The sequence below is a fragment of the Flavobacterium sp. genome (genome assembly GCF_031381455.1).
Taxonomy (GTDB): Bacteria; Bacteroidota; Bacteroidia; order Flavobacteriales; family Flavobacteriaceae; genus Flavobacterium.
Window position 1 is genome coordinate 39,801 of sequence record NZ_JANMXZ010000044.1, and the last position, 21,052, is coordinate 60,852.

19 protein-coding genes and 1 tRNA gene are annotated in these 21,052 nt (G+C 34.1%); 4 read left to right on the forward strand and 16 right to left on the reverse strand.

Annotated features, from left to right (window positions below):
- Nucleotides 1-13 precede the first annotated feature (13 nt).
- Both RMN97_RS11115 and RMN97_RS11120 read left to right on the forward strand, forming a co-directional pair.
- Nucleotides 14-1,240, forward strand: a complete 1,227-nt coding sequence (locus RMN97_RS11115; RefSeq protein WP_309614593.1) for a Glu/Leu/Phe/Val dehydrogenase dimerization domain-containing protein — start codon at nucleotides 14-16, stop codon at nucleotides 1,238-1,240.
- Between the two features lie 78 nt (nucleotides 1,241-1,318).
- Nucleotides 1,319-2,200 carry an energy transducer TonB gene (locus tag RMN97_RS11120; protein ID WP_309614594.1) on the forward strand — a complete coding sequence of 294 codons (882 nt, stop codon included), beginning with the start codon at nucleotides 1,319-1,321 and terminating at the stop codon, nucleotides 2,198-2,200.
- Nucleotides 2,201-2,258: 58 nt separating this feature from the next.
- Here RMN97_RS11120 and RMN97_RS11125 read toward each other — a convergent pair whose 3' ends face one another.
- The 3 genes from RMN97_RS11125 to RMN97_RS11135 are packed head-to-tail and all read right to left on the reverse strand — an operon-like array spanning nucleotide 2,259 to nucleotide 3,911.
- On the reverse strand, nucleotides 2,259-2,795 hold the full coding sequence (locus RMN97_RS11125) for a hypothetical protein (RefSeq protein ID WP_309614595.1): 537 nt from the start codon (nucleotides 2,793-2,795) through the stop codon (nucleotides 2,259-2,261).
- Nucleotides 2,796-2,821: 26 nt separating this feature from the next.
- Nucleotides 2,822-3,217: a biopolymer transporter ExbD gene (locus tag RMN97_RS11130; RefSeq protein ID WP_309614596.1), complete on the reverse strand. Its 396-nt coding sequence runs from the start codon at nucleotides 3,215-3,217 to the stop codon at nucleotides 2,822-2,824.
- On the reverse strand, nucleotides 3,198-3,911 hold the full coding sequence (locus RMN97_RS11135) for a MotA/TolQ/ExbB proton channel family protein (protein ID WP_309614617.1): 714 nt from the start codon (nucleotides 3,909-3,911) through the stop codon (nucleotides 3,198-3,200). Before RMN97_RS11135 ends, RMN97_RS11130 begins: the two co-directional genes overlap by 20 nt.
- Before the next feature lie 129 nt (nucleotides 3,912-4,040).
- Between RMN97_RS11135 and RMN97_RS11140 the strand changes: the two genes are divergently transcribed.
- Together RMN97_RS11140 and RMN97_RS11145 are read left to right on the forward strand one after the other, a co-directional pair.
- Entirely contained in the window at nucleotides 4,041-5,261 is a 1,221-nt protein-coding gene (locus RMN97_RS11140) for a folylpolyglutamate synthase/dihydrofolate synthase family protein (RefSeq protein WP_309614597.1), read from the forward strand.
- Between the two features lie 58 nt (nucleotides 5,262-5,319).
- Nucleotides 5,320-5,394 (forward strand) — tRNA-Val (locus tag RMN97_RS11145).
- Nucleotides 5,395-5,711: 317 nt separating this feature from the next.
- On the opposite strand, the gene RMN97_RS11150 is transcribed toward RMN97_RS11145, so the two are convergent.
- From RMN97_RS11150 to gldJ, 13 genes are all read right to left on the reverse strand, one after another.
- Nucleotides 5,712-6,887 (reverse strand): aminotransferase class I/II-fold pyridoxal phosphate-dependent enzyme, encoded by a 1,176-nt coding sequence (locus RMN97_RS11150; RefSeq protein WP_309614598.1) that lies wholly within the window; start codon nucleotides 6,885-6,887, stop codon nucleotides 5,712-5,714.
- On the reverse strand, nucleotides 6,884-7,309 hold the full coding sequence (locus tag RMN97_RS11155) for an OsmC family protein (protein WP_309614599.1): 426 nt from the start codon (nucleotides 7,307-7,309) through the stop codon (nucleotides 6,884-6,886). Before RMN97_RS11155 ends, RMN97_RS11150 begins: the two co-directional genes overlap by 4 nt.
- Before the next feature lies 1 nt (nucleotide 7,310).
- Nucleotides 7,311-8,768, reverse strand: a complete 1,458-nt coding sequence (locus RMN97_RS11160; RefSeq protein WP_309614600.1) for a TSUP family transporter — start codon at nucleotides 8,766-8,768, stop codon at nucleotides 7,311-7,313.
- Between the two features lie 4 nt (nucleotides 8,769-8,772).
- Complete coding sequence (locus RMN97_RS11165) at nucleotides 8,773-9,513, reverse strand: DUF2490 domain-containing protein (RefSeq protein ID WP_309614601.1); 741 nt, start codon at nucleotides 9,511-9,513, stop codon at nucleotides 8,773-8,775.
- 2 nt (nucleotides 9,514-9,515) lie between these two features.
- A complete protein-coding gene (locus RMN97_RS11170; RefSeq protein WP_309614602.1) occupies nucleotides 9,516-11,159 on the reverse strand; it encodes an NADPH-dependent assimilatory sulfite reductase hemoprotein subunit in 1,644 nt (547 codons plus the stop codon).
- Between the two features lie 12 nt (nucleotides 11,160-11,171).
- On the reverse strand, nucleotides 11,172-12,944 hold the full coding sequence (locus RMN97_RS11175) for a flavodoxin domain-containing protein (protein ID WP_309614603.1): 1,773 nt from the start codon (nucleotides 12,942-12,944) through the stop codon (nucleotides 11,172-11,174).
- Nucleotides 12,859-13,671, reverse strand: a complete 813-nt coding sequence (gene cobA / locus RMN97_RS11180; protein ID WP_309614604.1) for a uroporphyrinogen-III C-methyltransferase — start codon at nucleotides 13,669-13,671, stop codon at nucleotides 12,859-12,861. Before cobA ends, RMN97_RS11175 begins: the two co-directional genes overlap by 86 nt.
- 60 nt (nucleotides 13,672-13,731) lie before the next feature.
- Complete coding sequence (gene epsC, locus RMN97_RS11185; protein WP_309614605.1) at nucleotides 13,732-14,547, reverse strand: serine O-acetyltransferase EpsC; 816 nt, start codon at nucleotides 14,545-14,547, stop codon at nucleotides 13,732-13,734.
- Between the two features lies 1 nt (nucleotide 14,548).
- Complete coding sequence (locus tag RMN97_RS11190) at nucleotides 14,549-15,781, reverse strand: GTP-binding protein (protein ID WP_309614606.1); 1,233 nt, start codon at nucleotides 15,779-15,781, stop codon at nucleotides 14,549-14,551.
- A 10-nt stretch (nucleotides 15,782-15,791) separates the two neighbouring features.
- The gene (gene cysD / locus RMN97_RS11195; protein ID WP_309614607.1) at nucleotides 15,792-16,697 is read right to left on the reverse strand and encodes a sulfate adenylyltransferase subunit CysD; all 906 of its coding nucleotides are present in this window, start codon (nucleotides 16,695-16,697) and stop codon (nucleotides 15,792-15,794) included.
- 17 nt (nucleotides 16,698-16,714) lie between these two features.
- Nucleotides 16,715-17,410, reverse strand: a complete 696-nt coding sequence (locus RMN97_RS11200) for a phosphoadenylyl-sulfate reductase (protein ID WP_309614608.1) — start codon at nucleotides 17,408-17,410, stop codon at nucleotides 16,715-16,717.
- Nucleotides 17,411-17,953: 543 nt separating this feature from the next.
- A complete protein-coding gene (gene murF, locus RMN97_RS11205; RefSeq protein WP_309614609.1) occupies nucleotides 17,954-19,237 on the reverse strand; it encodes a UDP-N-acetylmuramoyl-tripeptide--D-alanyl-D-alanine ligase in 1,284 nt (427 codons plus the stop codon).
- Between the two features lie 71 nt (nucleotides 19,238-19,308).
- Nucleotides 19,309-21,036 (reverse strand): gliding motility lipoprotein GldJ, encoded by a 1,728-nt coding sequence (gldJ, locus tag RMN97_RS11210; protein WP_309614610.1) that lies wholly within the window; start codon nucleotides 21,034-21,036, stop codon nucleotides 19,309-19,311.
- Nucleotides 21,037-21,052 lie beyond the last annotated feature (16 nt).

A 21,052-nucleotide genomic window follows, 5' to 3' on the forward strand; every position in this document is an offset into this window, starting at 1 on the left:
AACTAATAACAGAATGAAAGAATTATTAAAAAAATTCGAAGATAAAACACCCGAAATAGTATTCAACTGGAAAGATTCCGAAACCGAGGCCGAAGGTTGGACCGTAATTAATTCGCTTCGTGGCGGTGCTGCTGGCGGCGGAACCCGAATGAGAAAAGGATTGGACATGAACGAAGTGTTATCGTTAGCCAAGACAATGGAAGTTAAATTTTCAGTTTCAGGCCCGGCGATTGGCGGTGCAAAATCGGGTATTAATTTTGACCCAAATGATTCGCGCAAAAAAGGCGTTTTACAACGTTGGTATAAAGCGGTTTCTCCATTGTTAAAAAGTTATTACGGTACCGGTGGTGATTTGAATGTTGACGAGATTCACGAAGTTATTCCATTTACCGAAGAATGTGGTGTGTGGCATCCACAAGAAGGTGTTTTTAATGGGCATTTCAAACCTACTGAAGCTGATAAAATCAATAGAATTGGGCAATTGCGTCAAGGTGTAATCAAGGTAATCGAAAACCCAAAATTCTCTCCGGATGTGTTACGCAAATACACTATTGCCGATATGATTACGGGTTATGGCGTTGCCGAAGCGGTTCGTCATTATTATCATATTTATGGTGGCGATGTACAAGGCAAAAAAGCCATCGTACAAGGTTTTGGAAATGTAGGTTCCGCTGCAGCTTTCTATCTTGCCGAAATGGGAGTCAAAATTGTCGGTATCATCGATCGTGATGGCGGAATCATAAACGAAGAGGGTTACACATTTGAAGAAATTAAAAGATTGTTCTTAAACAAAGACGGAAACAAATTGGTAGCACAAAACATGATATCATTTGAGGAAATCAATCAAAAAATCTGGACATTAGGTGCTGATGTTTTTGCTCCTTGTGCAGCATCAAGATTGGTAACCAAAGCCCAAATCGACAACTTAATTAATCATGGTTTAGAAGTAATTTCGTGTGGTGCTAATGTGCCTTTTGCCGACAAAGAAATTTTCTTTGGAAGTATTATGGAAGAAACCGACAGCAAAGTAAGTTTGATTCCCGACTTTATTTCAAACTGTGGAATGGCTAGAGTATTTGCCTACTTTATGGAGGCAAAAGTACAGATGACTGATGAAGCTATCTTCTATGACATTTCTGAAACTATAAAAACGGCATTAGAAAAGGCACACAATTTGCATGCAGACAAAAAAAATATCAGTGCAACTGCTTTTGAAATTGCTCTGAAACAATTGGTTTAATAAAAAATATCTGTTGCAATTACACAATAATTTGTATTTTTAAGCGTTATATTTAGTAACGAACAAAAGAAAAAAGCTATGAGTTTTCAACTAACTGAAGATGACAAAAAATCGTTAGCCATTACAACTGTAGTGTATACTTTGTTAATTCTTTTACTTTTCCTATTGCGTTTTTGGCCTCCAGCCGATATGAAAATCATGGGCGGCGGTGGCGGTGGCGGCATCGAAATGAACTTTGGCGATAGCGATTTTGGTATGGGCGATAACTACAAAAGTGAGGTCCTGAATGTAAAAGACCAAGTCAAAGCGACAACAGTAGCAACAGCTGACGAAGACGTTATTTCGGATGATAATGCTGATAACGAGGTTGTTATGCCGAAAAAAGATAACATTAAAGTAAAACCCATTCCTGTCAAAAAAGATGTAAAACCAGCAATTGTAAAGCCAAAGGTTTCTAAAAATGCTGATGATGCTTTGTCTAGTATTCTTGGTAATAAAGGCGGCGATGGAAATGATACAAAAGGTGGTAATAAAGGAAGTGCCAACGGAAATCTAGACTCAAACGGTTATTATGGTAACGGAAGCGGAACAGGTTCGGGCGGCGGAAACGGTTCGGGTTCAGGTTCAGGAAGTGGTTCGGGTACTGGTTCAGGAAATGGCAGCGGAAACGGTGGCGGAAACGGAAGTGGTTCAGGTTATTCATTGGGCAACCGAAAAGCATTAAGTAAACCGCAACCAGATTATACGTGTCAAGAGCAAGGTAGAGTTGCAGTTCAGGTTTCTGTAGATAGAAATGGGAACACCATTAGTGTTACAGCTGGAGTTCAAGGAACAACCAACACAGCAAAATGTTTGCTTGACCAAGCCAAAATAGCTGCAATGAATACGAAATGGCAACCTGATAGCAACGCCCCGGAAAAGCAAGTTGGAAAGATAATTTATACTTTCAGTTTGAATTAAACATAAAAAAATCCCAATTTCACAATCGGGATTTTTTGTTTCTATTAATTTGAAAAGTTTACCAGTTTTCGGCCTTCTTCTTTTTATCCATAAAGGCAATCAGGCTTTTGTTCAAATCGTTGAAAAGTGTTTCGTAAGCTGCAGGCACTTCATCTTTATACTTCTTTAACGTACCATCTTTATCATAATACTCTGAAAAATCATCCAGATTATGGACAGTAGTATTTGCTGAATTATTCGCTTTTTCAGTTAAGCCAAGAGCAGCAAACTTATATTTTCCGTCTTTAAAATTTATTTCGATGGTAAAGGTAGCTGAAGTACAAACCGTTGTTCCTCCTGCTTTACTGCACAAGAAATTCTCTTTAGTTCCTTCAATGGTAAGTTTTTCACCTTCGACAGCAGAAACCACAACAAAGTTTTTCTTAGCATTATCTTTTACCCATGCTTGTGCTCTAGTGTAAGTATCTTTAGCAGCACCATCATAAATGGTTACAATAAAATCGGTCAATCCGTCTTTTGAAAATTTAAATTCGGTGTCTTGTGCAAAAGTTGATGCCGTTACAAATGCCATCAACAGTAAAGTTTTCAGTTTCATGAGCTAAACTATTTAATTATATAACCTTATTTTGGACTCGTAGCAATAACAAACTTCAATTTGTTCTTCACTCCTATTTGCAATACATCTACCAAGTCTTGTACTTGCAATGTAGCCGGAATTCTAATGATTACCGTTTGCTGCTTTTCAGGATCCATTAATTCGAGTAATCTGGTTTCCAATTGATCCAAAAGCACTTCTTCTTTGTCAATGAAATATCTTTTTTCATCGGTTACCGATAACGTGATAAGTTGCTTGTTTGTCTTTTCATTGGTTTTCGATTTTGGCAATGTCATTCGGATAACATTTGGATTTGCCAAGGTCGAGATGATTAAGAAAAACAACAACAGGAAAAACATAATGTCGCTCAACGAAGATGTGGCGACTTCTGCATGAAATCGTTTATTTCGCTTTATGGCCATTTGGTCGTTGAATTATATTTACAAATTCTAATACTTGCTTTTGAATCGATAATGAAAAGGCATCAATTCTTCCATTGAATAAGTGATAGGCGCTATAGGCAATAATACCAACAATCAAACCGGCACCACTACTAATCATTTTCTCATACAATCCACCGGAAATATTTCCGATACTAATATCTTCGGTTACTGAAATACTATAGAAAATTTTAATAACTCCCGAAATAGTTCCGATAAATCCGAGTGTTGGTGCAATACCGGCAATCAGTCCTAATTGTCCTAATTTCTTTTCCATATAGCCAATTTCGATATTAGCTGCTCGCTCCATATTGCCTTCTATTTCTCCAATATGTCTTCCAATCGTTAATACACCTTCTTTTATGATTGCGCCTTGAGCATTACCACTTCTTTCGGCAGAAGAAACCGCCATTTCAATATTCGAATTATTCAAATGATTGCGAATATCTTTCATCAAATGATTATCGATTTTGGCTGCTTTATGGATATACAAATAGCGCTCAAAAACGAGATAGATAGTATAAAATAACAAAATTGCAATTGGAATAAGGAACAAACCACCTTTGAAAATGAATTCTAAAACCGAAACTTCATTGGTTAAAGCAGCATTTGCTTTGTCTACTGTAGGAAGTGCTTGAGCTAAGGTGTCAGCTTGTAATTGTAAAAAAGTGCTTATCATATTTATCTAATTTATAGCAATTAATTCTGAAAATAATTTCAATTTTGTGCTTTCGAATACGCATCACAATATAAACGAAAAAAAACGTATAAAAGTATATTGACCGCCAATTTTTTTCCGAAAATTATGAACTACAAAGAAACGCTTGATTGGATGTTTAACAAATTGCCAATGTATCAAACACAAGGTGCCACGGCGTATCGAAAGGACATTACCAATACTGTTTTGTTAGCAAAACATTTAGGAAATCCTGAACGCCATTTGAAATGCATTCACGTAGCCGGAACCAATGGAAAAGGGTCAACTTCCCATTTATTAGCATCGGTTTTACAAGAAGCCGGATACAAAGTTGGTTTGTATACGTCGCCACATTTGAAAGATTTTCGTGAGCGAATTGCCATCAACGGAACACCAATTTCAGAAGAATATGTAACTGATTTCATAAACAAGAACAAAGTTTTTTTTGAAGCCAATGAGTTGAGTTTTTTTGAAATGAGTGTTGGATTGGCTTTTGAGTATTTTGTAAAGGAACAAACCGATATCAACATTATTGAAGTCGGCATGGGCGGACGATTGGATTCAACTAATATCGTTACGCCATTGGTTTCGGTTATCACTAATATCGGATTGGACCATACACAATTTTTGGGTGATACTTTAGAATTAATTGCTTTTGAAAAAGCCGGAATCATCAAACCAAACATTCCTGTCGTTATTGGCGAATATGTTGAAGCAACAAAGCCAGTCTTTTTGGCGAAAGCCAATGAAACGCAGTCCGAAATATATTTTGCTTCCGATTTGATTGGAGAAACTTATCCTTCCGCTTTACTTGGCGATTATCAGATTCAGAATAAAAAAACGGTTCTACAAACTATAAAAGTGTTGCAGGACAAAAACTTGCTTTCTATATCCGAAACGGATATTAAAAATGGTTTTTTAAATGTGATTAAAAACACCGGTTTACAAGGAAGATGGCAGCAACTTGGAGAGAAACCTACCATTATTTGTGATACTGCCCATAATGCTCATGGATTGAAAATAATCATCAATCAGTTAAAAAAGGAAAAATACGACCAATTGCATATCGTTTTGGGATTAGTCAATGACAAAAACTTAGATGAAATTTTGCCTTTATTTCCGAGAAATGCTATTTATTATTTCTGCAAACCAAATAATTTTAGAGGTTTAGATGAGGCTATTTTAAAGGAAAAAGCTGCTGAATTTAATCTCATCGGTCAAACATACATTTCAGTATCAAATGCTTATCAGGCCGCGAAGAAAAATGCCAATGAAAATGACTTTATTTATGTGGGCGGAAGCACATTTGTAGTTGCAGAAATTTTATAATTTTTTTCAAATATGTTTGCAATATCAAAAAAGTAGTCTATATTTGCACTCGCATTCAGGGCGATTAGCTCAGTTGGTTCAGAGCATCTCGTTTACACCGAGAGGGTCGGGGGTTCGAATCCCTCATCGCCCACAATAAAAACCGTCTCGTTTTTTAACGAGACGGTTTTTTTATTCCCTAAAGCGTCGAAAGTTAACTTTCGTAAGGTTTGGGGAATAAAAAAACAAACCTGTTGCAAAACAGGTTTTGGTTTTCTTGTTCAGGGTTCCCAAAAACGGGATCAACGAAGTTAATCCCAATCAATAAAGCAAAGAAGTTTGATAAAAATACCTGACTGCCACTGGCAGTCCTCCTCTTAATATCAAATGTTCAGGGTTCCCAAAAAAGGATCAACGAAGTCAATCCTTCATCGCCCATATATAAAACAGTTACAAATTGCAATCGTTTGTTTATGCCTTCTCTAAAGCTTGCCCTAAATCGGAAATAATATCAGAAACCGTTTCTAAACCAACCGATACTCTTACCAATCCATCGGTTATACTAACCGCCAATCGTTCTTCTGCTGTTAATTTGCTATGTGTTGTTGAGGCAGGATGCGTAACAATGGTTCTTGTATCTCCGAGATTAGCTGAAAGTGAACATAATTTTATCTTATTTAAAAAAGACCTTCCGGCTTCTATTCCGCCTTTTACTTCAAATGCAACAATATTTCCGCCTAACCTCATTTGCTTTTTAGCAATTTGATATTGGGGATGCGATTTTAGAAAAGGATATTTAACCAATTGTACATTTGCATTTGTTTCTAAAAATTCAGCAACTTTTAGCGCATTTTCACAATGTTTATCAAGTCGAACGGCTAGCGTTTCTAAACTTTTTGAAAGCACCCATGCATTGAAAGGAGATAATGCCGGACCTGTATTTCTTGAGAACAAGTAAATTTCTCTTATTAATTCTTGTTTCCCAACAACAACACCACCCATAACTCTTCCTTGTCCGTCTATTAATTTTGTAGCAGAATGTATTACTAAATCGGCTCCAAATTGTATAGGATTTTGAAGATAAGGTGTTGCAAAACAATTGTCAATTATTAAAATGAGTTTGTGTTTTTTAGCAATAGCACTCAAGACTTCCAAATCAATAATATCAACTGCTGGATTTGTTGGCGATTCGGCATAAATAATTTTGGTGTTTGGCTGAATATAACTTTCAATTGTTTCAGGTTTATTGATGTCGAAATAGGAAGTTGTTATATTCCATTTTGGAAAATATTTAGTAAACAACGTGTGCGTAGATCCAAAGACACTGCTTGCAGAAAGGATATGATCGTTTGCATTCAGTAATGTGGCAAAAGTGTTATAAACTGCTGCCATTCCTGTTGCAAAGGCAAAACCATCTTCAGCACCTTCCATAACGCATATTTTTTCTACAAATTCTGAAGTGTTCGGATTGCTAAATCGGCTATAAATATTTCTATCTTTTTCCTCAGCAAAAGACGCTCGCATATCTTCGGCATCTTCAAAAATAAAACTTGATGTTAAGTATAAAGGAACGGAATGCTCAAGATATTGTGTTCTCTCGATTTGCGTTCTTATAGCATTGGTTTCGAAATGTTCGTCAAATTTCATAGTTCTATGTTGTTTAAAATAACTTTGTATTTAATGGTGGCAGTTGGTTCAATTGTTTTGGCAACCGAACAATATTTTTCAAAGGATAATTGGGCTGCTTTTACTGCTTTGCCAGGTTCTATTTTTCCCTCTAAAAAAAAGGTGAGGCTTATTTCTTTGAAAGGAGTTGCCTCCCCTACTTTTACTCTGGTACCATCCACTTCTGTTTGAAAAAGTTCGATTTGCTGCTTTTGTTTTTTTAAAATAGAAATTATATCAATTGCAGAACAACCAGCTACAGCCATTAGTAGTAATTCCATTGGACTTGGTGCCAAATCGTTACCTCCAAATTCTTTACGGCTGTCAATTTCTATTTGATGTCCGCGTTCATTTAGTGCTTGAAAATGAAAATCTTCATTTAAGCGCTTTAGTTTTATTTTCATATTACATTATTTTAACTAATATTCTTAAACTGAAAACAATAACCAAAAAAGCTACAAAAAGTAAAGCCGTTTTTTGAGGCAATTTACCAGCTAATTTTGCAGCTAATGGAGCAGCAATACTTCCTCCGAGAATCAATCCGAGAATAATATACCAATGACTAATACCAAGTGAACTAAAAAAAGTTATGGCAGCAGCTAATGTTACAAAAAATTCGGCTAAACTCACCGTGCCTACCACATAGCTTGATTTTCTACCTTTCGCCAATAATGTTGAAGTTACTATAGGTCCCCAACCACCGCCAGCAAAAGCGTCAAAAAAACCTCCAGTAAAACCCAAACTTCCAGCATGATTTACTTTTTGTTTTTTGCTTACTTTTCTGTAAGCAATAATTATTAAGCGAATACCAATACTCATTGTGTAAATAGATAATAAGGCATAAGTAATGGTTTGATATTTATTTCCTAAATAGATTAATAAAAGAGCACCCGATATCGCACCTAAAACTCCCGGAATTGCAAGCCAATAAAATAATTTTTTATTTACGTTACCAAATTTATAATGAGAGTATCCACTTATGCCACTTGAGAACATTTCTGCAGTATGTATACTTCCACTTATTGCAGGAAGATTAATTCCTAATAGCATCATACTCGTAGCACAAGTAACTCCATAACCTAAACCAACTGCACCATCGACTAGTTGTGCAAAGAAACCAACTAATAACATCCCGTAAAAAGCGTTTGGAATATTCTTGGCATGTAATAAGATATCATCGTATGAAATAAATTTTGACAATCCAAAACCTATAAAGAATACCATAAAGAGTATCGTGATATCCAATACTAGTTTTTTTACATTTCTTTCTGTTTTTTTGGTTTTACTTCCATTGATTACGCTTGTTATTTTATTCAAATCGGCTAATTTTTCTTGAAAATTACCTTTATGATTAGACCTTAGTTGATTTAATGATTCGATATTGTTTTCTATATTATCCGGAATTACTTCGGTAAAATATTCTCTCATTCTTCGTGCTAAAACGGGAGATTTACCATTAGTAGAAATGGCAATTTTCAAACTTCCTTTATTAACAATAGAACCCAAATAAAAGTCACATAATGCTGGTTGGTCAGCGGCATTTACTTTAATTCCTTTTGAACGAGCTAATTCTCTAACTGCTCTATTCACTTCGGGTTTATCTGTGGCAATAATGACATAATCTTTACCAACTAAGTCATCTTCACCAAAAACTCTTTCTATAGCTGTTACATTATTATATTTCTGAATAATTTCTTTTAGATTGTCATGAAAATAGGTAGCGACAATGGTAATTTTAACATTAGGGTTTTGCTTAAGCAATGTTTCCGTTTTTTCTAAACCAACATTGCCACCGCCAACAATTAGAAAGTGTGCCGTTTCTGTTTTTAAGAAAACTGGAAATAAGGTGTTTGTGCTCTCCATTTTTTTAATCTATTTTTTGAAATACAGTTAATCTTAAAATGTTTCTGTTTAAAAATTCATCCCCTGATGGTTGCTGTTGAAAAGAATTTAAATAACCTGTTTCTATTGAAAATTTATTTGAAATTTTATAGTTTAACGCAAAGTAAATCCTGTTTTGATCAAATGTGTTTCGAACAATTTTACTACCTGCATTTACCATAATTTCATCTTGAATTTTTACAAATACAGTTTCGGTTGATGAACTCTTGTTTTTAATTATTGGAAAAGTCCATCCTAAAAGATATCTAAATCTGAAGTTGTTAAAATAATAACCATCCGAAAGCGCTCCATCTTTTGTGTTTTGATACAATCGTGCTTCAATTCTGTAACGACTATTTAATATCCCAAATCCTAATTTTTGCGTATTATTAAATTCTATGTGAGGCCTTAATTCGGGAACAATTAATTGACTCGTCTTATAGGGATCATTTAATTTTCTTATAAATAAACTTCCTCCAAATCCCAAATCCCAGTTATTATTAATACCTCTTTTAAAAATTGTTCTTATTGACCATAAATGTTGTGCAGTAGGATTAATAAACTGTCTTTCGCTAACATCTGTTATTTGTTGCCAATTATTATTTAATTTCCAACTTATATTATAAGTATACCATACTATTTGTTGGTTTTTAACCTCTTTTTCACTTTGCGAAAAAACAGTTATTGAAACTAGTAAAAAACAAACTGTATAAATTTTATGCATCATATTTAATTTACAATTTTTCTAAAAGCATAATCTCCAAAAGTTTCATTTTCATTTTTATCATTCACATACTGTTTAAATAAAAAATCTACTTCTTCTAAAATTTGGGTTTCCGTTAGTTTTTCTTTATATAATTTATTCAAACGCTCTCCATATCTGTCGCCGCCTAACATAAAATTGTATTGCTCCGGACCAGTTCCAACAAAACCCAATTCAGACACATAAGGACGACCACAACCATTGGGACAACCTGTCATTCTGATTGATATTTCATCATTCGTAAGATTGTATTTTTGTAGAATAGGTTCAATTTTGGTTACTAATTCGGGCAAGTATCTTTGTCCTTCAGCTAATGCCAATGGGCAAGTAGGCAATGCGACACATGCCATAGAGTTTTTTCTCAAAGCACTTACTTGCTTTTCAATATCATGCGTTTTTAATAAAGCTTCTACTTTTTGCTTATCTGAATCCGCAATTTCACCCAGTATTAAATTTTGATTTCCTGTAAAAATGAAGTTTGATATTTTTAGTTGTGCTAATTCTATTAAGAATTGCTTTTGATCTGGTTTTACAACTCCATGTTCTACAAACAATGTATAAAACCAGTTGTTTTCATGATTTTTCTCCCAACCAAAACGGTCACTTCTTTCACTAAAACTAAAAGGTTTAGCAGCTTCTAATTCAAATCCGATGCGATTTTCTACTTCTTTTTTGAAACCTTCAACCGTCAATTTATCAACGGTGTATTTTAGTCGTGATAATTTTCTGTCTACACGATTACCAAAATCGCGCTGCACGGTTAAAATCTCATAAACTACTTTTAACGTTTTTTCTTCGGTATCGGTAAAGCCAATGATACTTCCTAAACGAGAATAAGTGTTCGGGTTTCCGTGAGTTCTTGCTAAACCACCGCCAATAGCAATATTAAATCCTTTTAATTGGTTGTTCTCAATAATGGCTATCAAACCAATATCGTTAGTAAATACATCTACATCGTTACTTGGCGGAATCGCGATGGCAATTTTAAATTTCCGCGGTAAATAGCGGTCTTCATACAATGGATCAGCTTCAGAAGAACGTTCATATATCTTTTCTCCATCAATAAAAACTTCATAATACGATTGTGTTTTTGGGAGTAATAAGGTTGATATTTTATCCGCATAAGCATGTATTTGTTTATGAAGTGGCGAAATTTGTGGATGTGAACTTGCGATAACATTTCTATTTACATCGCCACAAGCTGCAATTGAATCTAACTTGGCCGTGTTAAATGCCTGAATAGTTGGGCGTAGTTGATGTTTTAATAACCCATGCAATTGAACCGTTTGTCGTGTTGTTATTTTTAAAGTTCCTGTTCCGTATTGTTCTGAAATTTCATGAGTTGCCATCCATTGTTCAGCAGAAATTACACCGCCCGGAATTCGCAAACGAATCATAAAGGAATACAAATTATCTAATTTCTTTGCTATTCTTTCAGCTCTACGATCACGGTCGTCTTGCACATACATGCCATGAAATTTCACTAAAAATTCATCATCTGGCCGTACACTTCCGGTATGATTATCTAAATCAATACTTTCTTTTAATGTTCCCCTAAGACCGTCACTTTGGGTCTTCATTGCTTCATTAGCAGATAATTTTTCACTCATTTTTTCTATAATTTAATATACGTCTTTTTGATATTTTCCTGCAGCTTCTAAATCTTCTAAAACTTGTTTTGCTGCATCGTTGGAGATATTTCTTTCGTTAGCAATAACTTCTATAATTGCTGCTTCTACATCAATACTCATCGGGGCTTTTTGTCCGCAGATGTATAAACTTGCCCCGTTTTGCAGCCAATTGTTAAATTCATTGGCTTTTTCACGGATTCTATCTTGCACATATATTTTCTCTTTTTGATCACGAGAAAATGCTGTATCTAATTTTGTTAAAATTCCGGTTCCAATCCATTCCTGAATTTCGGTTTGATAATAGAAATCGGAAACAAAATGTTGTTCTCCAAAAAACAACCAATTTCTTCCTTCAGCACCAGTAACATCTCTTTGAGAAATGAAACTTCTGAAAGGTGCAATTCCAGTTCCCGGACCAATCATAATAATATCAGTTTCATCAGAAGGTAATCGGAAATTATTGTTTTTGTGGATGTAAAATTCTAGCTCTGTATGCAAAGGATAATCGGCCAAATACTGTGATGCAAAACCTGTTTTTTCTATATTATCTTTGGAAAACTTATTTAAATTTACCGTTAAATGAACTTGTCCGTCATGTGCCTCTAAAGAGGATGATATAGAGTATAATCGTGGTGCAACGGGCAATAAAATTTCAAGTAACGCTTCTATTTTTGCCTTTTTTGGCTTTTTGTTTTGTTTTAAAACGGTAATCAAATCCGCTTTTTCTTCAATAGAATTAGTTTCTAATAATAGTGCGATTTGATCTACTATCCGTTTGCTTAATCCTCTTATATTTCGCCTTAGTAACCATTCTTGAGCACTGTCATTTTCTTCTTTTATTTTTATTTTTTTTGAGGCATTCGTTTCAAAATAATTTAAAATAAATGCTACATCTTCAGGTGTGTTTTTTGGAATAATTCCCAAAGCATCTCCAGGCTCATAAACTATTTCATCATTTGAAGTTATTTCAATATGATAGGTTTCTTTATTAGATTCTCTATCGTTTAAAACTATTTTGTGACTGATTTGTCCTGTGTAATTTTTTTTATGATTCAACTTTGGCACGATAGCCTTAATTTCTGTTTTTACAGCATCTTGATTTTGAAATACGCTTTTCAAATCATTTTCCCACGCCGTTACCGTATCGGCAAAATCTAAATCGGCTTTCGCTAAAGGCAGTAATCTTTTGGCTCCTTTTTCAACTAAAACTTCATCCAACAAGACACCTGCATTACAAAATAGTGGATAGGAAGTATCGCCTAATCCGAGAACAGCAAACGAAAGATTGTTTAAATTGATGTTGGCCGCTTTCAAATAGTCATAAAAAGCAAGAGCATTTTGTGGAAATTCACCTTCTCCTTGTGTACTTATTACAAACAAAATCAAATTTTCTTTATCTAATTTGGCAGTATCATATTGAAATACATCGATGGCTTTTGCCTGAATTTTATTTTTCTTAAAATTTGACAATAATTGAATAGCTACTTTTTTGGAATTCCCGGTTTCTGTTCCATATATAATTAATGGTTTGACAGACACAGCTGAAAGCAATGGTTGATTTGAATTAGATAAATCGTTTAAATTTCTATCTAAACAACCAGCCAAATAGCCTTTAGTCCATATGATTTCTTCGGCAGTTGCATTTTGGATAATTTGGTGCAACAACGCTAATTTAGTTTCAGACAGCATCTTGGTATAGTGTTTTATGATTATCGAAATAGGAATCTTTAGTATTACTTTCTTTAAACCAATTATATTGTTCATGAAGATTCACCACATTTCCAATGATAATTAGTGTTGGCACATATTCAAAGTCTGGCAAGTTCTTTTTTGAAAGTGCTGCAAAACTAAAAATTTGCGTTTTTTGATTTGGAGTAGTAGCTTGTTGCACTACAGCTAAACCTTTATTATGATTGATATGGTTATCTAATAAATAGTTAGTTAAAGTAGAAAGCTTTTGTCCTGACATGTAAAACACCAAGGTGTCTTCGGTTTCTGACCAATCTATCCACTGATTTTTAGTAACATTTTTTAAATCATACAAGGTTAAAAATCGAACACCGCGAGAAAATCCTCTAGCCGTTAATGGTATTCCTGTGTATGCCGCCGCACCAAAGGCAGCGGAAATTCCGGGAATGATTTCGTAACGAATATTGTTGGCGACTAATGCTTCTAATTCATCTAAAATGTTTGAAAACAAACAAGAATCGCCACCTTTTAATCGTAAAACCAATTTGTTTTGAAGCGCAAACTTCACCATTAATTCATTGATGTCTTCTTGTGGTGTATGAATTCCTTTTGAACATTGTTTACCAACATAAATTACAATAGCATCTTTTTTGGCATTTTCTTCGATTAAAATTGGTGAAACCAAACGGTCTGTTAATATCACATCCGCAGTTTGCAAGCATTTTAATGCCTTGACGCTAATTAAATCAGGATCGCCTGGACCGGCACCAGCCAAAATTACTTTTCCTAAACTATTTTTCATTTTCGTTTTTTTTAAGTTTCTCTTCCCAATGTTTTTTGGTGATTGACATCACGCTTTATCTTATATAACGTAATTCAAAGCTTCCGGGAAATCACTTTGTTTTTTTATTTCGAGTTCACTTTTATGATACACCAATGAATTTTGAGGCACAGATTGTGTTAGCCACACATTACCTCCTATTACAGAATTTGCTCCAATTATGGTACTTCCGCCAAGAATCGTAGCATTAGCATAAATGGTTACATTGTCTTCAAGGGTTGGGTGTCGTTTTGTAGAAGCGAGGTCTTTTGAAACCGATAATGCACCTAAGGTTACGCCTTGATAAATCTTTACATTATTGCCAATTTTCGTAGTTTCTCCTACTACAATTCCTGTCCCATGGTCGATAAAGAAATTTTCACCTATTTCAGCACCAGGATGTATGTCTATTCCTGTTCGACTATGCACATATTCCGAAATGATTCTTGGAATAATTGGTATGTTCAATTTCCAAAAAACATTTGCTATCCTATAAGCTGTAATACCAAAAAAACCAGGATATGCAATGAGAACTTCTTCTTTTGATTTTGCAGATGGGTCAGAATTGAAAATTGTTTCTAAATCGTTATTGAGAACATAATGCAAATGTTCAATTTGATCAAAAAAATAATTAGAACACACTATAATTTCATCAGTATCGTCAACTACTTTTGCTAAGATGTCTTGCAATTGTATATGAATTAGTCTTTCTTTATTTTGAAAAAATCTATAATTATTATATTCCTGATTAATGTCAAATAACCAATTGACTAGTTCATCAATCCAATTTTCGACTTGTTTTTTATCAATGGGACTTTTAACCCGTTCTTGATTTTTTATGTAGATTGTGTATGACATATTATAAAAACATTAAGGATCCAACAGTATTGAAAGTGGTTTCGTCTATTAAAATCGCATTGCCCGTTTTTGGGTTTTCATCAAAAGAATCAAAGTATAAAGACTGACTAGTTTTGATGGTTATTTGAGCAATGTCGTTTAACTTAATTTCGTCTGATTGGGTGAATTTCCAATCGTTAACATTCCATTTTTGTTCTATTTTTTGCACTTTTACTCTAACATTTCTAAATCGGTGTTGTAGTAAATATGTCTTATTTAAATTAAGTGGCGTGTTGTCTAACCAAGAAATCCATGTTTTAATTTGATTAGATTCTGTTGGTAGTTTATTTGATAAAACAACTGTATCTCCACGACTGATGTCGATATTGTTTTCAAAATGAAGCACTACATTATCACCAGCAACGGCAATACTTACTTCTTGTAGATTTTTTTCAATTTTTTCAATTTTAGTTTCCAAATGAGCTGGAAGTATAGTTACCGTGTCTCCGGTTTTATAAATCCCGCTTAATACCAAACCAGCATAACCTCGATAATCGTGATTTTCTTCATCTCTTGGGCGTATAACTAACTGCACCTGAAAACGAGCATCTAAATCTTTAGTAGTATCTAAATTTATTTTTTCCAAAATAGCTAATAATGGTTCCCCATCATACCAGTTTGTATTTTCTGAAACGGTTACTACATTATCTCCAGCCAATGCACTTATAGGAATATAGTGGATTTCGTTATAGTTTAATTCCGATTTCAATTTTTCAAAGTCGGCTTTAATTTGCTCAAATATTGATTGAGAATAATCTACCAAATCAATTTTATTAACTGCTACAATTATCTTTTTGATTCCCATCAACGAACCAATGCTGGCGTGACGTTTAGTTTGTTCTGTAATACCTTTTCGGGCATCAATCAAAACAATAATTACATCAGAATTGGAAGCTCCTGTAATCATATTACGAGTATATTGCTCATGTCCTGGCGCGTCAGCAATAATGAATTTTCTTTTTTTGGTAGCAAAATATTTATAGGCTACATCTATCGTAATTCCTTGTTCTCTTTCTGCACGAAGACCATCAGTAATCAATGATAAATCAATATCTACATTCTTTAGCTTGGTCTGTTTTTGTAAAATACCCAACTGGTCTGTGTGAATACTATCAGAATCGTAAAGTAATCGACCTATTAGCGTACTTTTGCCATCATCAACATTTCCTGCGGTTATAAATCTTAATGTATTCATTGTTTTGTTTTTAAAAATATCCTTGTTTTTTTCTATCTTCCATTGCTGCTTCCGAAAGTTGATCGTCTAAACGAGTTTGTCCCCTTTCGCTAATTTTTGTAATTATAATGTCATCAATAATATCTTGAATGGTAGTAGCATTTGATAAAACAGCAGCAGTGCAAGTCATGTCTCCAACTGTTCGGTAGCGCACTTTTTCAACAACAACAGTATCTCCTTCTAAAGGTTGAATAAACTTTGAGGTTGCCACTAATTTATCATGATGTACTATACATTCTCTGTCGTGAGCGAAGTACAAGTTTGGTAGCTCGATATTGTTCTTTTGAATGTAATTCCAAACATCTAATTCAGTCCAATTGCTTATTGGAAAAACACGGACATTATTTCCCTTTTGTATCTTTCCATTCAAAATATCCCACAATTCAGGGCGTTGCAACTTTGGATTCCATTGTCCAAAATCATCTCTAACCGAAAATATTCGTTCTTTTGCTCTTGCTTTTTCTTCATCCCTACGAGCACCACCGATACAGGCATCAAATTCATTTTCTTGAATAATCTCAAGTAAAGCATACGTTTGAAGTGAATTTCTTGATGGAAATCGTCCGGTGGTTTCTTTTAGATTATGCTTTTTAATACTATCTTCAACTGATGCTACAAGTAATTCTTCTCCAATTTGATTTACCAAATAATCTCTAAAAGCAATAGCTTCAGGGAAATTATGACCTGTATCAATATGTACTAATGGGAATGGAAATTTACCCGGTCTAAACGCTTTTAATGCTAAATGAACTAACACAATTGAATCTTTTCCTCCCGAAAACAAAAGAGCAGGTTTTTCAAATTGAGCTGCGGTTTCTCGAAGAATATAGATTGCTTCGTTTTCTAACTGTTCTAAATAATGATTTGTATTTGACATTGCATTTAATTTTTTAATTATCGATGTAATCCACATTCTTTTTTTGACTTATCTTCCCACCACCATCGTCCTGCTCTAAAATCTTCTCCCTGTTGTGTAGCTCTTGTGCAAGGCGCGCAACCAATACTAACAAAGTTTTCATCGTGGAGTGTATTATAAGGAACCCCATTTTGTTTGAGATAATTCACAACTTCTTCAGTTGTCCAATCTAATAATGGATTGTATTTGTAGAGTTGCCGTTCTTCATCCCATTCTATTTTTTTTAAGTCACTTCGGTTGTCTGATTGTTCTGCTCTCAAACCGGTAATCCAGACAGAAGCATCTTTCAAAGCTCTGTTCAATGGTTCCACTTTTCGGATAAAACAACATTCTTTTCGCAATTCAACCGAATTATAAAATGCATTTATTCCGTTTGCATTAACATAATTTTCTACTTTTTCGTTGCTTGGATAGTATGCTTTAATAGTTGCTTTGTATTGTAAAAGCGTTTTGTCCCAAACAGCATATGTTTGCGGAAAAAGTCTACCTGTGTCCAAAGTAAATACTTCAATATTTTCAATTTTATTTTGAAATATAATATGTGATAGTACCTGATCTTCTATTCCAAAACTTGTAGAAAAAACAATCTTCCCGCTTACTTGCTTGGAAAGATTCTTCAGGCTTTCTTCAATATTGGTCTGATTATCCAAACTTTCTAAAAATTGATTTTGCATTGTATTTATTTTTAATTTATAACGTACTGAAAATAAAAAAGTCCTTTTGAGTTTTATATCAAAAGGACTTTTACAATAGGATTACACTATGATAAGGTCGTTCGCTTTTGATAATAGCAAGGAGGTGCGCACAAGCACATCATACAACAACACATCATAATTTTATTTATTTGAGAATTCATTTATAGTTGTTTTTTTATTGAAACAAAAAAACCTCTGCGGTTTGCAGAGGTTTCATTGTATATATTTTAAAATTTAAAATTATGCAATAGCAAACCTCTGTGTAAAACTACACATCATCATACATATATTGCAAACCATTAAATTCATCGTCTCTTATTTTGATTTGTCAAACTTCTGAATTATTTTCGGATTGACCAAATTAAATTTTAAAATTCTAGAAAAAATGAATATATAACAGTAATCCATTTTTATATTCAATTATCCTCATTTATTTGATAGAAATTTTAATAATTAAAAGTCTGAGATAAATCATCTTGCAATTCAGAAAAGATAATTATTAGTCTCTTATGGCGTTTTATTTTATAAATATTCCAAAGTCCGCTCTAAAGCCATTCCTCTGGAACCTTTTATAAGAAGCGTTTTATGTTCCAATTTAACTGATACCAGATATTTAGTAAAATCCTCGAAGGTGTTATAAAAATGGAAGTTCTCTTTTTGAATAGTGTTCGCAAAAAAATCTTTACCAACAAAGTGACATTCAAAAGAACTATTTTGATTCAAAAAATTGACGATGGCTTTATGCTCAGCCAGGCTTTCTTCTCCAAGCTCATACATGTCGCCAATGACAATACATTTATTAGTTTTATCCAACTGTATAAAATTCTCCAACGCCACCAGCATGCTGCTCGGATTCGCATTATAAGCATCTAATATAATTTCATTTGACCCTTTTGTCAATAGTTGAGAACGATTGTTTTCAGGAATATAACTCTCAATGGCAGCTTTTATATCATCCGTAGGAACTTCAAAATGATAACCGATAACAATTGCAGCATTGAGATTAGTAGCGTTATACAATCCAATTAAATGGGAATTGATTTCAATGCCTAAAGTTTTGATTTTAACAAAAGGATTTGCCGTAACATCATCTATAAAAACATTGACATTATTATCTTTTTGGCTGAATGTAATTCTGTGGAAATGTTCCGTTTTCTCTTTCTGAATTTCATCATCAAGATTTACAAATACCGATTTGTCGTGTGTTTTTAGATACCTATACATTTCGCTTTTCCCTTTTATTACGCCTTCTACTCCGCCAAAACCTTCGAGATGTGCTTTGCCAAAATTGGTAATATAACCATAATCAGGTTGGACAATTTCACATAAAAATTCAATTTCTTTTTGGTGATTGGCACCCATTTCTACAATTCCAATTTTTGTTTCGGCAGTGAATGATAATAAGGTTAACGGAACACCAATGTGATTGTTTAAATTCCCGACAGTTGCTTTTATGTTGAATTTTTTCGAAAGCACCACATTGATTAATTCTTTGGTGGTTGTCTTACCATTACTTCCCGTTAAAGCAATAATGGGAAGATTAAGAAATTGTCTGTGAAACTTGGCTAAGGCTTGAAGTGTTTCCAAACTATCCTTTACCAAAATAGTTCTGTCATCAATATAATAGTCAGCGTTATCAATGACTACATAACTTACTCCTTTTTCTAATGCTTCTTTGGCAAAAGTATTAGCATCAAAGCGTTCGCCTTTAATAGCAACAAAAAAAGAGTTTGGCTCAATCTTTCTTGTATCAATTGAGACTTTGCTGCACTTTAAAAATAAATCATGAATATTCTGAATGGTCATTGGGCAAAATAGTTAAAATAAAAAAGCCCTTAAAATTAGGGCTTTTTTGTTATTATTCATAAAACTACAACTTAGTTTCTTGCTCTTTTCTTTTTGTCAGCTTTGGCACCAACTCTTGACATAGCACATCTGAATCCGATGTAGTCTGTAGCGATATCTTGCGGATAATATCTTCTTTGTGCTGGATCTAACCAATAAGCTCTGTCTCTCCAAGAACCGCCTTTGTAAACTCTAACATCATCATTAACTAAAGTAGTACGTTTATTAGAACGGTCATATTTTTTTACCATGTTACCTAAGCTATCTGTAGATACATTATGTTTTGGAGAATCATACATTCTTTGATCATCTTTCAATTTCCCTTTTTCATCACCTTCTTCTGAAGCACCAAATTTGAAATATCTCGTAGATTGTTTATCACCATCACGGTAATTTATATTATTTGATTTATCAAAATTTTGTCTCAAATAAGTTTCTTTATCATCAACAGCTACTTGAGCAATTTGACCTGGGAAATTTCTAGAAACAATCTTACCGTTTGACAGTGTGTCAAATTTTTGAGTTTCCGGAGTAACTAATTCAACTTTTCCGTCATCACCAATTTTATTCTTCATGTAAACGTTTCCTCTGTAGTAGTTGAAGTCATTTGCTTCATCATCAACTATAGGTCTGTAAACATCGGCAACCCATTCGGCTACGTTTCCTGCCATATCATACAAACCAAAGTCATTTGGAGGATATGATTTAACTTTGTTAGTGATATCAGCACCATCATCAGACCATCCTGCGATTCCACCATAATCTCCTTTTCCTTGTTTAAAGTTAGCCAATTGATCTCCTCTAACTTGTCTTTTCCCTGAACGAGTATAACTTCCTGACCAAGGGTATTTCTTTTGCCCTTTGTAAGCATTATATTCTCTTTGTCCTACGTCTGCAGCAGCAGCATATTCCCACTCAGCTTCTGTTGGTAATCTATATTCAGGTAACATCAAACCAGAAGTTCTTTGTGCATAAACATTTTTAGCACTGTTTCCTGCCGTATTGTTAGCGCCCGCAGCAGCAGTACCACTTGCTTTTGGAGCAGCTCCTCTTCCTTTACCTTTTTTCAAAACTAATTTTTCGTCTCCGCCTTTTGCTGTAGAAGGTGAAGCAAGATATGCCTCAGTACTGAAAATTTTATCCGCAGTCATCTCAGTAACTTTAGCGTCTTTTTTCAAATAACGTTGTTGCTCAAGGATATTTTCGTTGACACGATCCGTTCTCCATTTAGCAAATTCAGTAGCCTGAATCCAATTAACTCCAACTACCGGGTATTCAGCATAGGCTGGATGTCTCAAATAGTTTTCTGTCATGGTTTCGTTATACCCTAATCTGTTTCTCCATACTAACGTATCGGGAGAAGCACCTTCATAGATGTTTTTATAATTTTCCTGATCTGGTGGGAAAACTGTTTTTAACCAATTTAAGTATTCCATATACATCATATTGGTTACCTCAGTTTCGTCCATATAAAAAGACATAACGTGTTGCTGATTTGGCGTATTATTCCAATCATGCATTACGTCATCAGCTACTTTACCCATGGTAAATGTTCCACCTTCAACCAAAACCAAACCTGGTCCTGTTGCTTGCTTTTTAAATTTAGAAGCGTATTGGAAACCCCCTTTTTTATCGTTGATTTTCCAACCGGTAGCTCTGGAACCACCTTTTGATTCGGATTTTTTACTACAACTAGTAAAACCGACCATTATCACTAGTGATAGTAATAATTTTACTGCTATAATTTTGTTTACTTTCATATTCATAGTAGGTATA

Bases quoted from the DNA above. Each gene is read 5' to 3' on its own strand.
- RMN97_RS11170 (WP_309614602.1), bottom strand. From the start codon at position 11,159: ATGAGTGAAAAATTATCTGCTAATGAAGCAATGAAGACCCAAAGTGAC.
- RMN97_RS11130 (WP_309614596.1), bottom strand. From the start codon at position 3,217: ATGGCCATAAAGCGAAATAAACGATTTCATGCAGAAGTCGCCACATCT.
- RMN97_RS11140 (WP_309614597.1), top strand. From the start codon at position 4,041: ATGAACTACAAAGAAACGCTTGATTGGATGTTTAACAAATTGCCAATG.
- RMN97_RS11150 (WP_309614598.1), bottom strand. From the start codon at position 6,887: ATGAAATTTGACGAACATTTCGAAACCAATGCTATAAGAACGCAAATC.
- RMN97_RS11160 (WP_309614600.1), bottom strand. From the start codon at position 8,768: ATGGAGAGCACAAACACCTTATTTCCAGTTTTCTTAAAAACAGAAACG.
- RMN97_RS11120 (WP_309614594.1), top strand. From the start codon at position 1,319: ATGAGTTTTCAACTAACTGAAGATGACAAAAAATCGTTAGCCATTACA.
- cysD (WP_309614607.1), bottom strand. From the start codon at position 16,697: ATGTCAAATACAAATCATTATTTAGAACAGTTAGAAAACGAAGCAATC.
- gldJ (WP_309614610.1), bottom strand. From the start codon at position 21,036: ATGAAAGTAAACAAAATTATAGCAGTAAAATTATTACTATCACTAGTG.
- RMN97_RS11200 (WP_309614608.1), bottom strand. From the start codon at position 17,410: ATGCAAAATCAATTTTTAGAAAGTTTGGATAATCAGACCAATATTGAA.
- RMN97_RS11175 (WP_309614603.1), bottom strand. From the start codon at position 12,944: ATGAACAATATAATTGGTTTAAAGAAAGTAATACTAAAGATTCCTATT.
- RMN97_RS11190 (WP_309614606.1), bottom strand. From the start codon at position 15,781: ATGAATACATTAAGATTTATAACCGCAGGAAATGTTGATGATGGCAAA.
- cobA (WP_309614604.1), bottom strand. From the start codon at position 13,671: ATGAAAAATAGTTTAGGAAAAGTAATTTTGGCTGGTGCCGGTCCAGGC.
- RMN97_RS11155 (WP_309614599.1), bottom strand. From the start codon at position 7,309: ATGAAAATAAAACTAAAGCGCTTAAATGAAGATTTTCATTTTCAAGCA.
- RMN97_RS11115 (WP_309614593.1), top strand. From the start codon at position 14: ATGAAAGAATTATTAAAAAAATTCGAAGATAAAACACCCGAAATAGTA.
- RMN97_RS11165 (WP_309614601.1), bottom strand. From the start codon at position 9,513: ATGATGCATAAAATTTATACAGTTTGTTTTTTACTAGTTTCAATAACT.
- murF (WP_309614609.1), bottom strand. From the start codon at position 19,237: ATGACCATTCAGAATATTCATGATTTATTTTTAAAGTGCAGCAAAGTC.
- epsC (WP_309614605.1), bottom strand. From the start codon at position 14,547: ATGTCATACACAATCTACATAAAAAATCAAGAACGGGTTAAAAGTCCC.
- RMN97_RS11125 (WP_309614595.1), bottom strand. From the start codon at position 2,795: ATGAAACTGAAAACTTTACTGTTGATGGCATTTGTAACGGCATCAACT.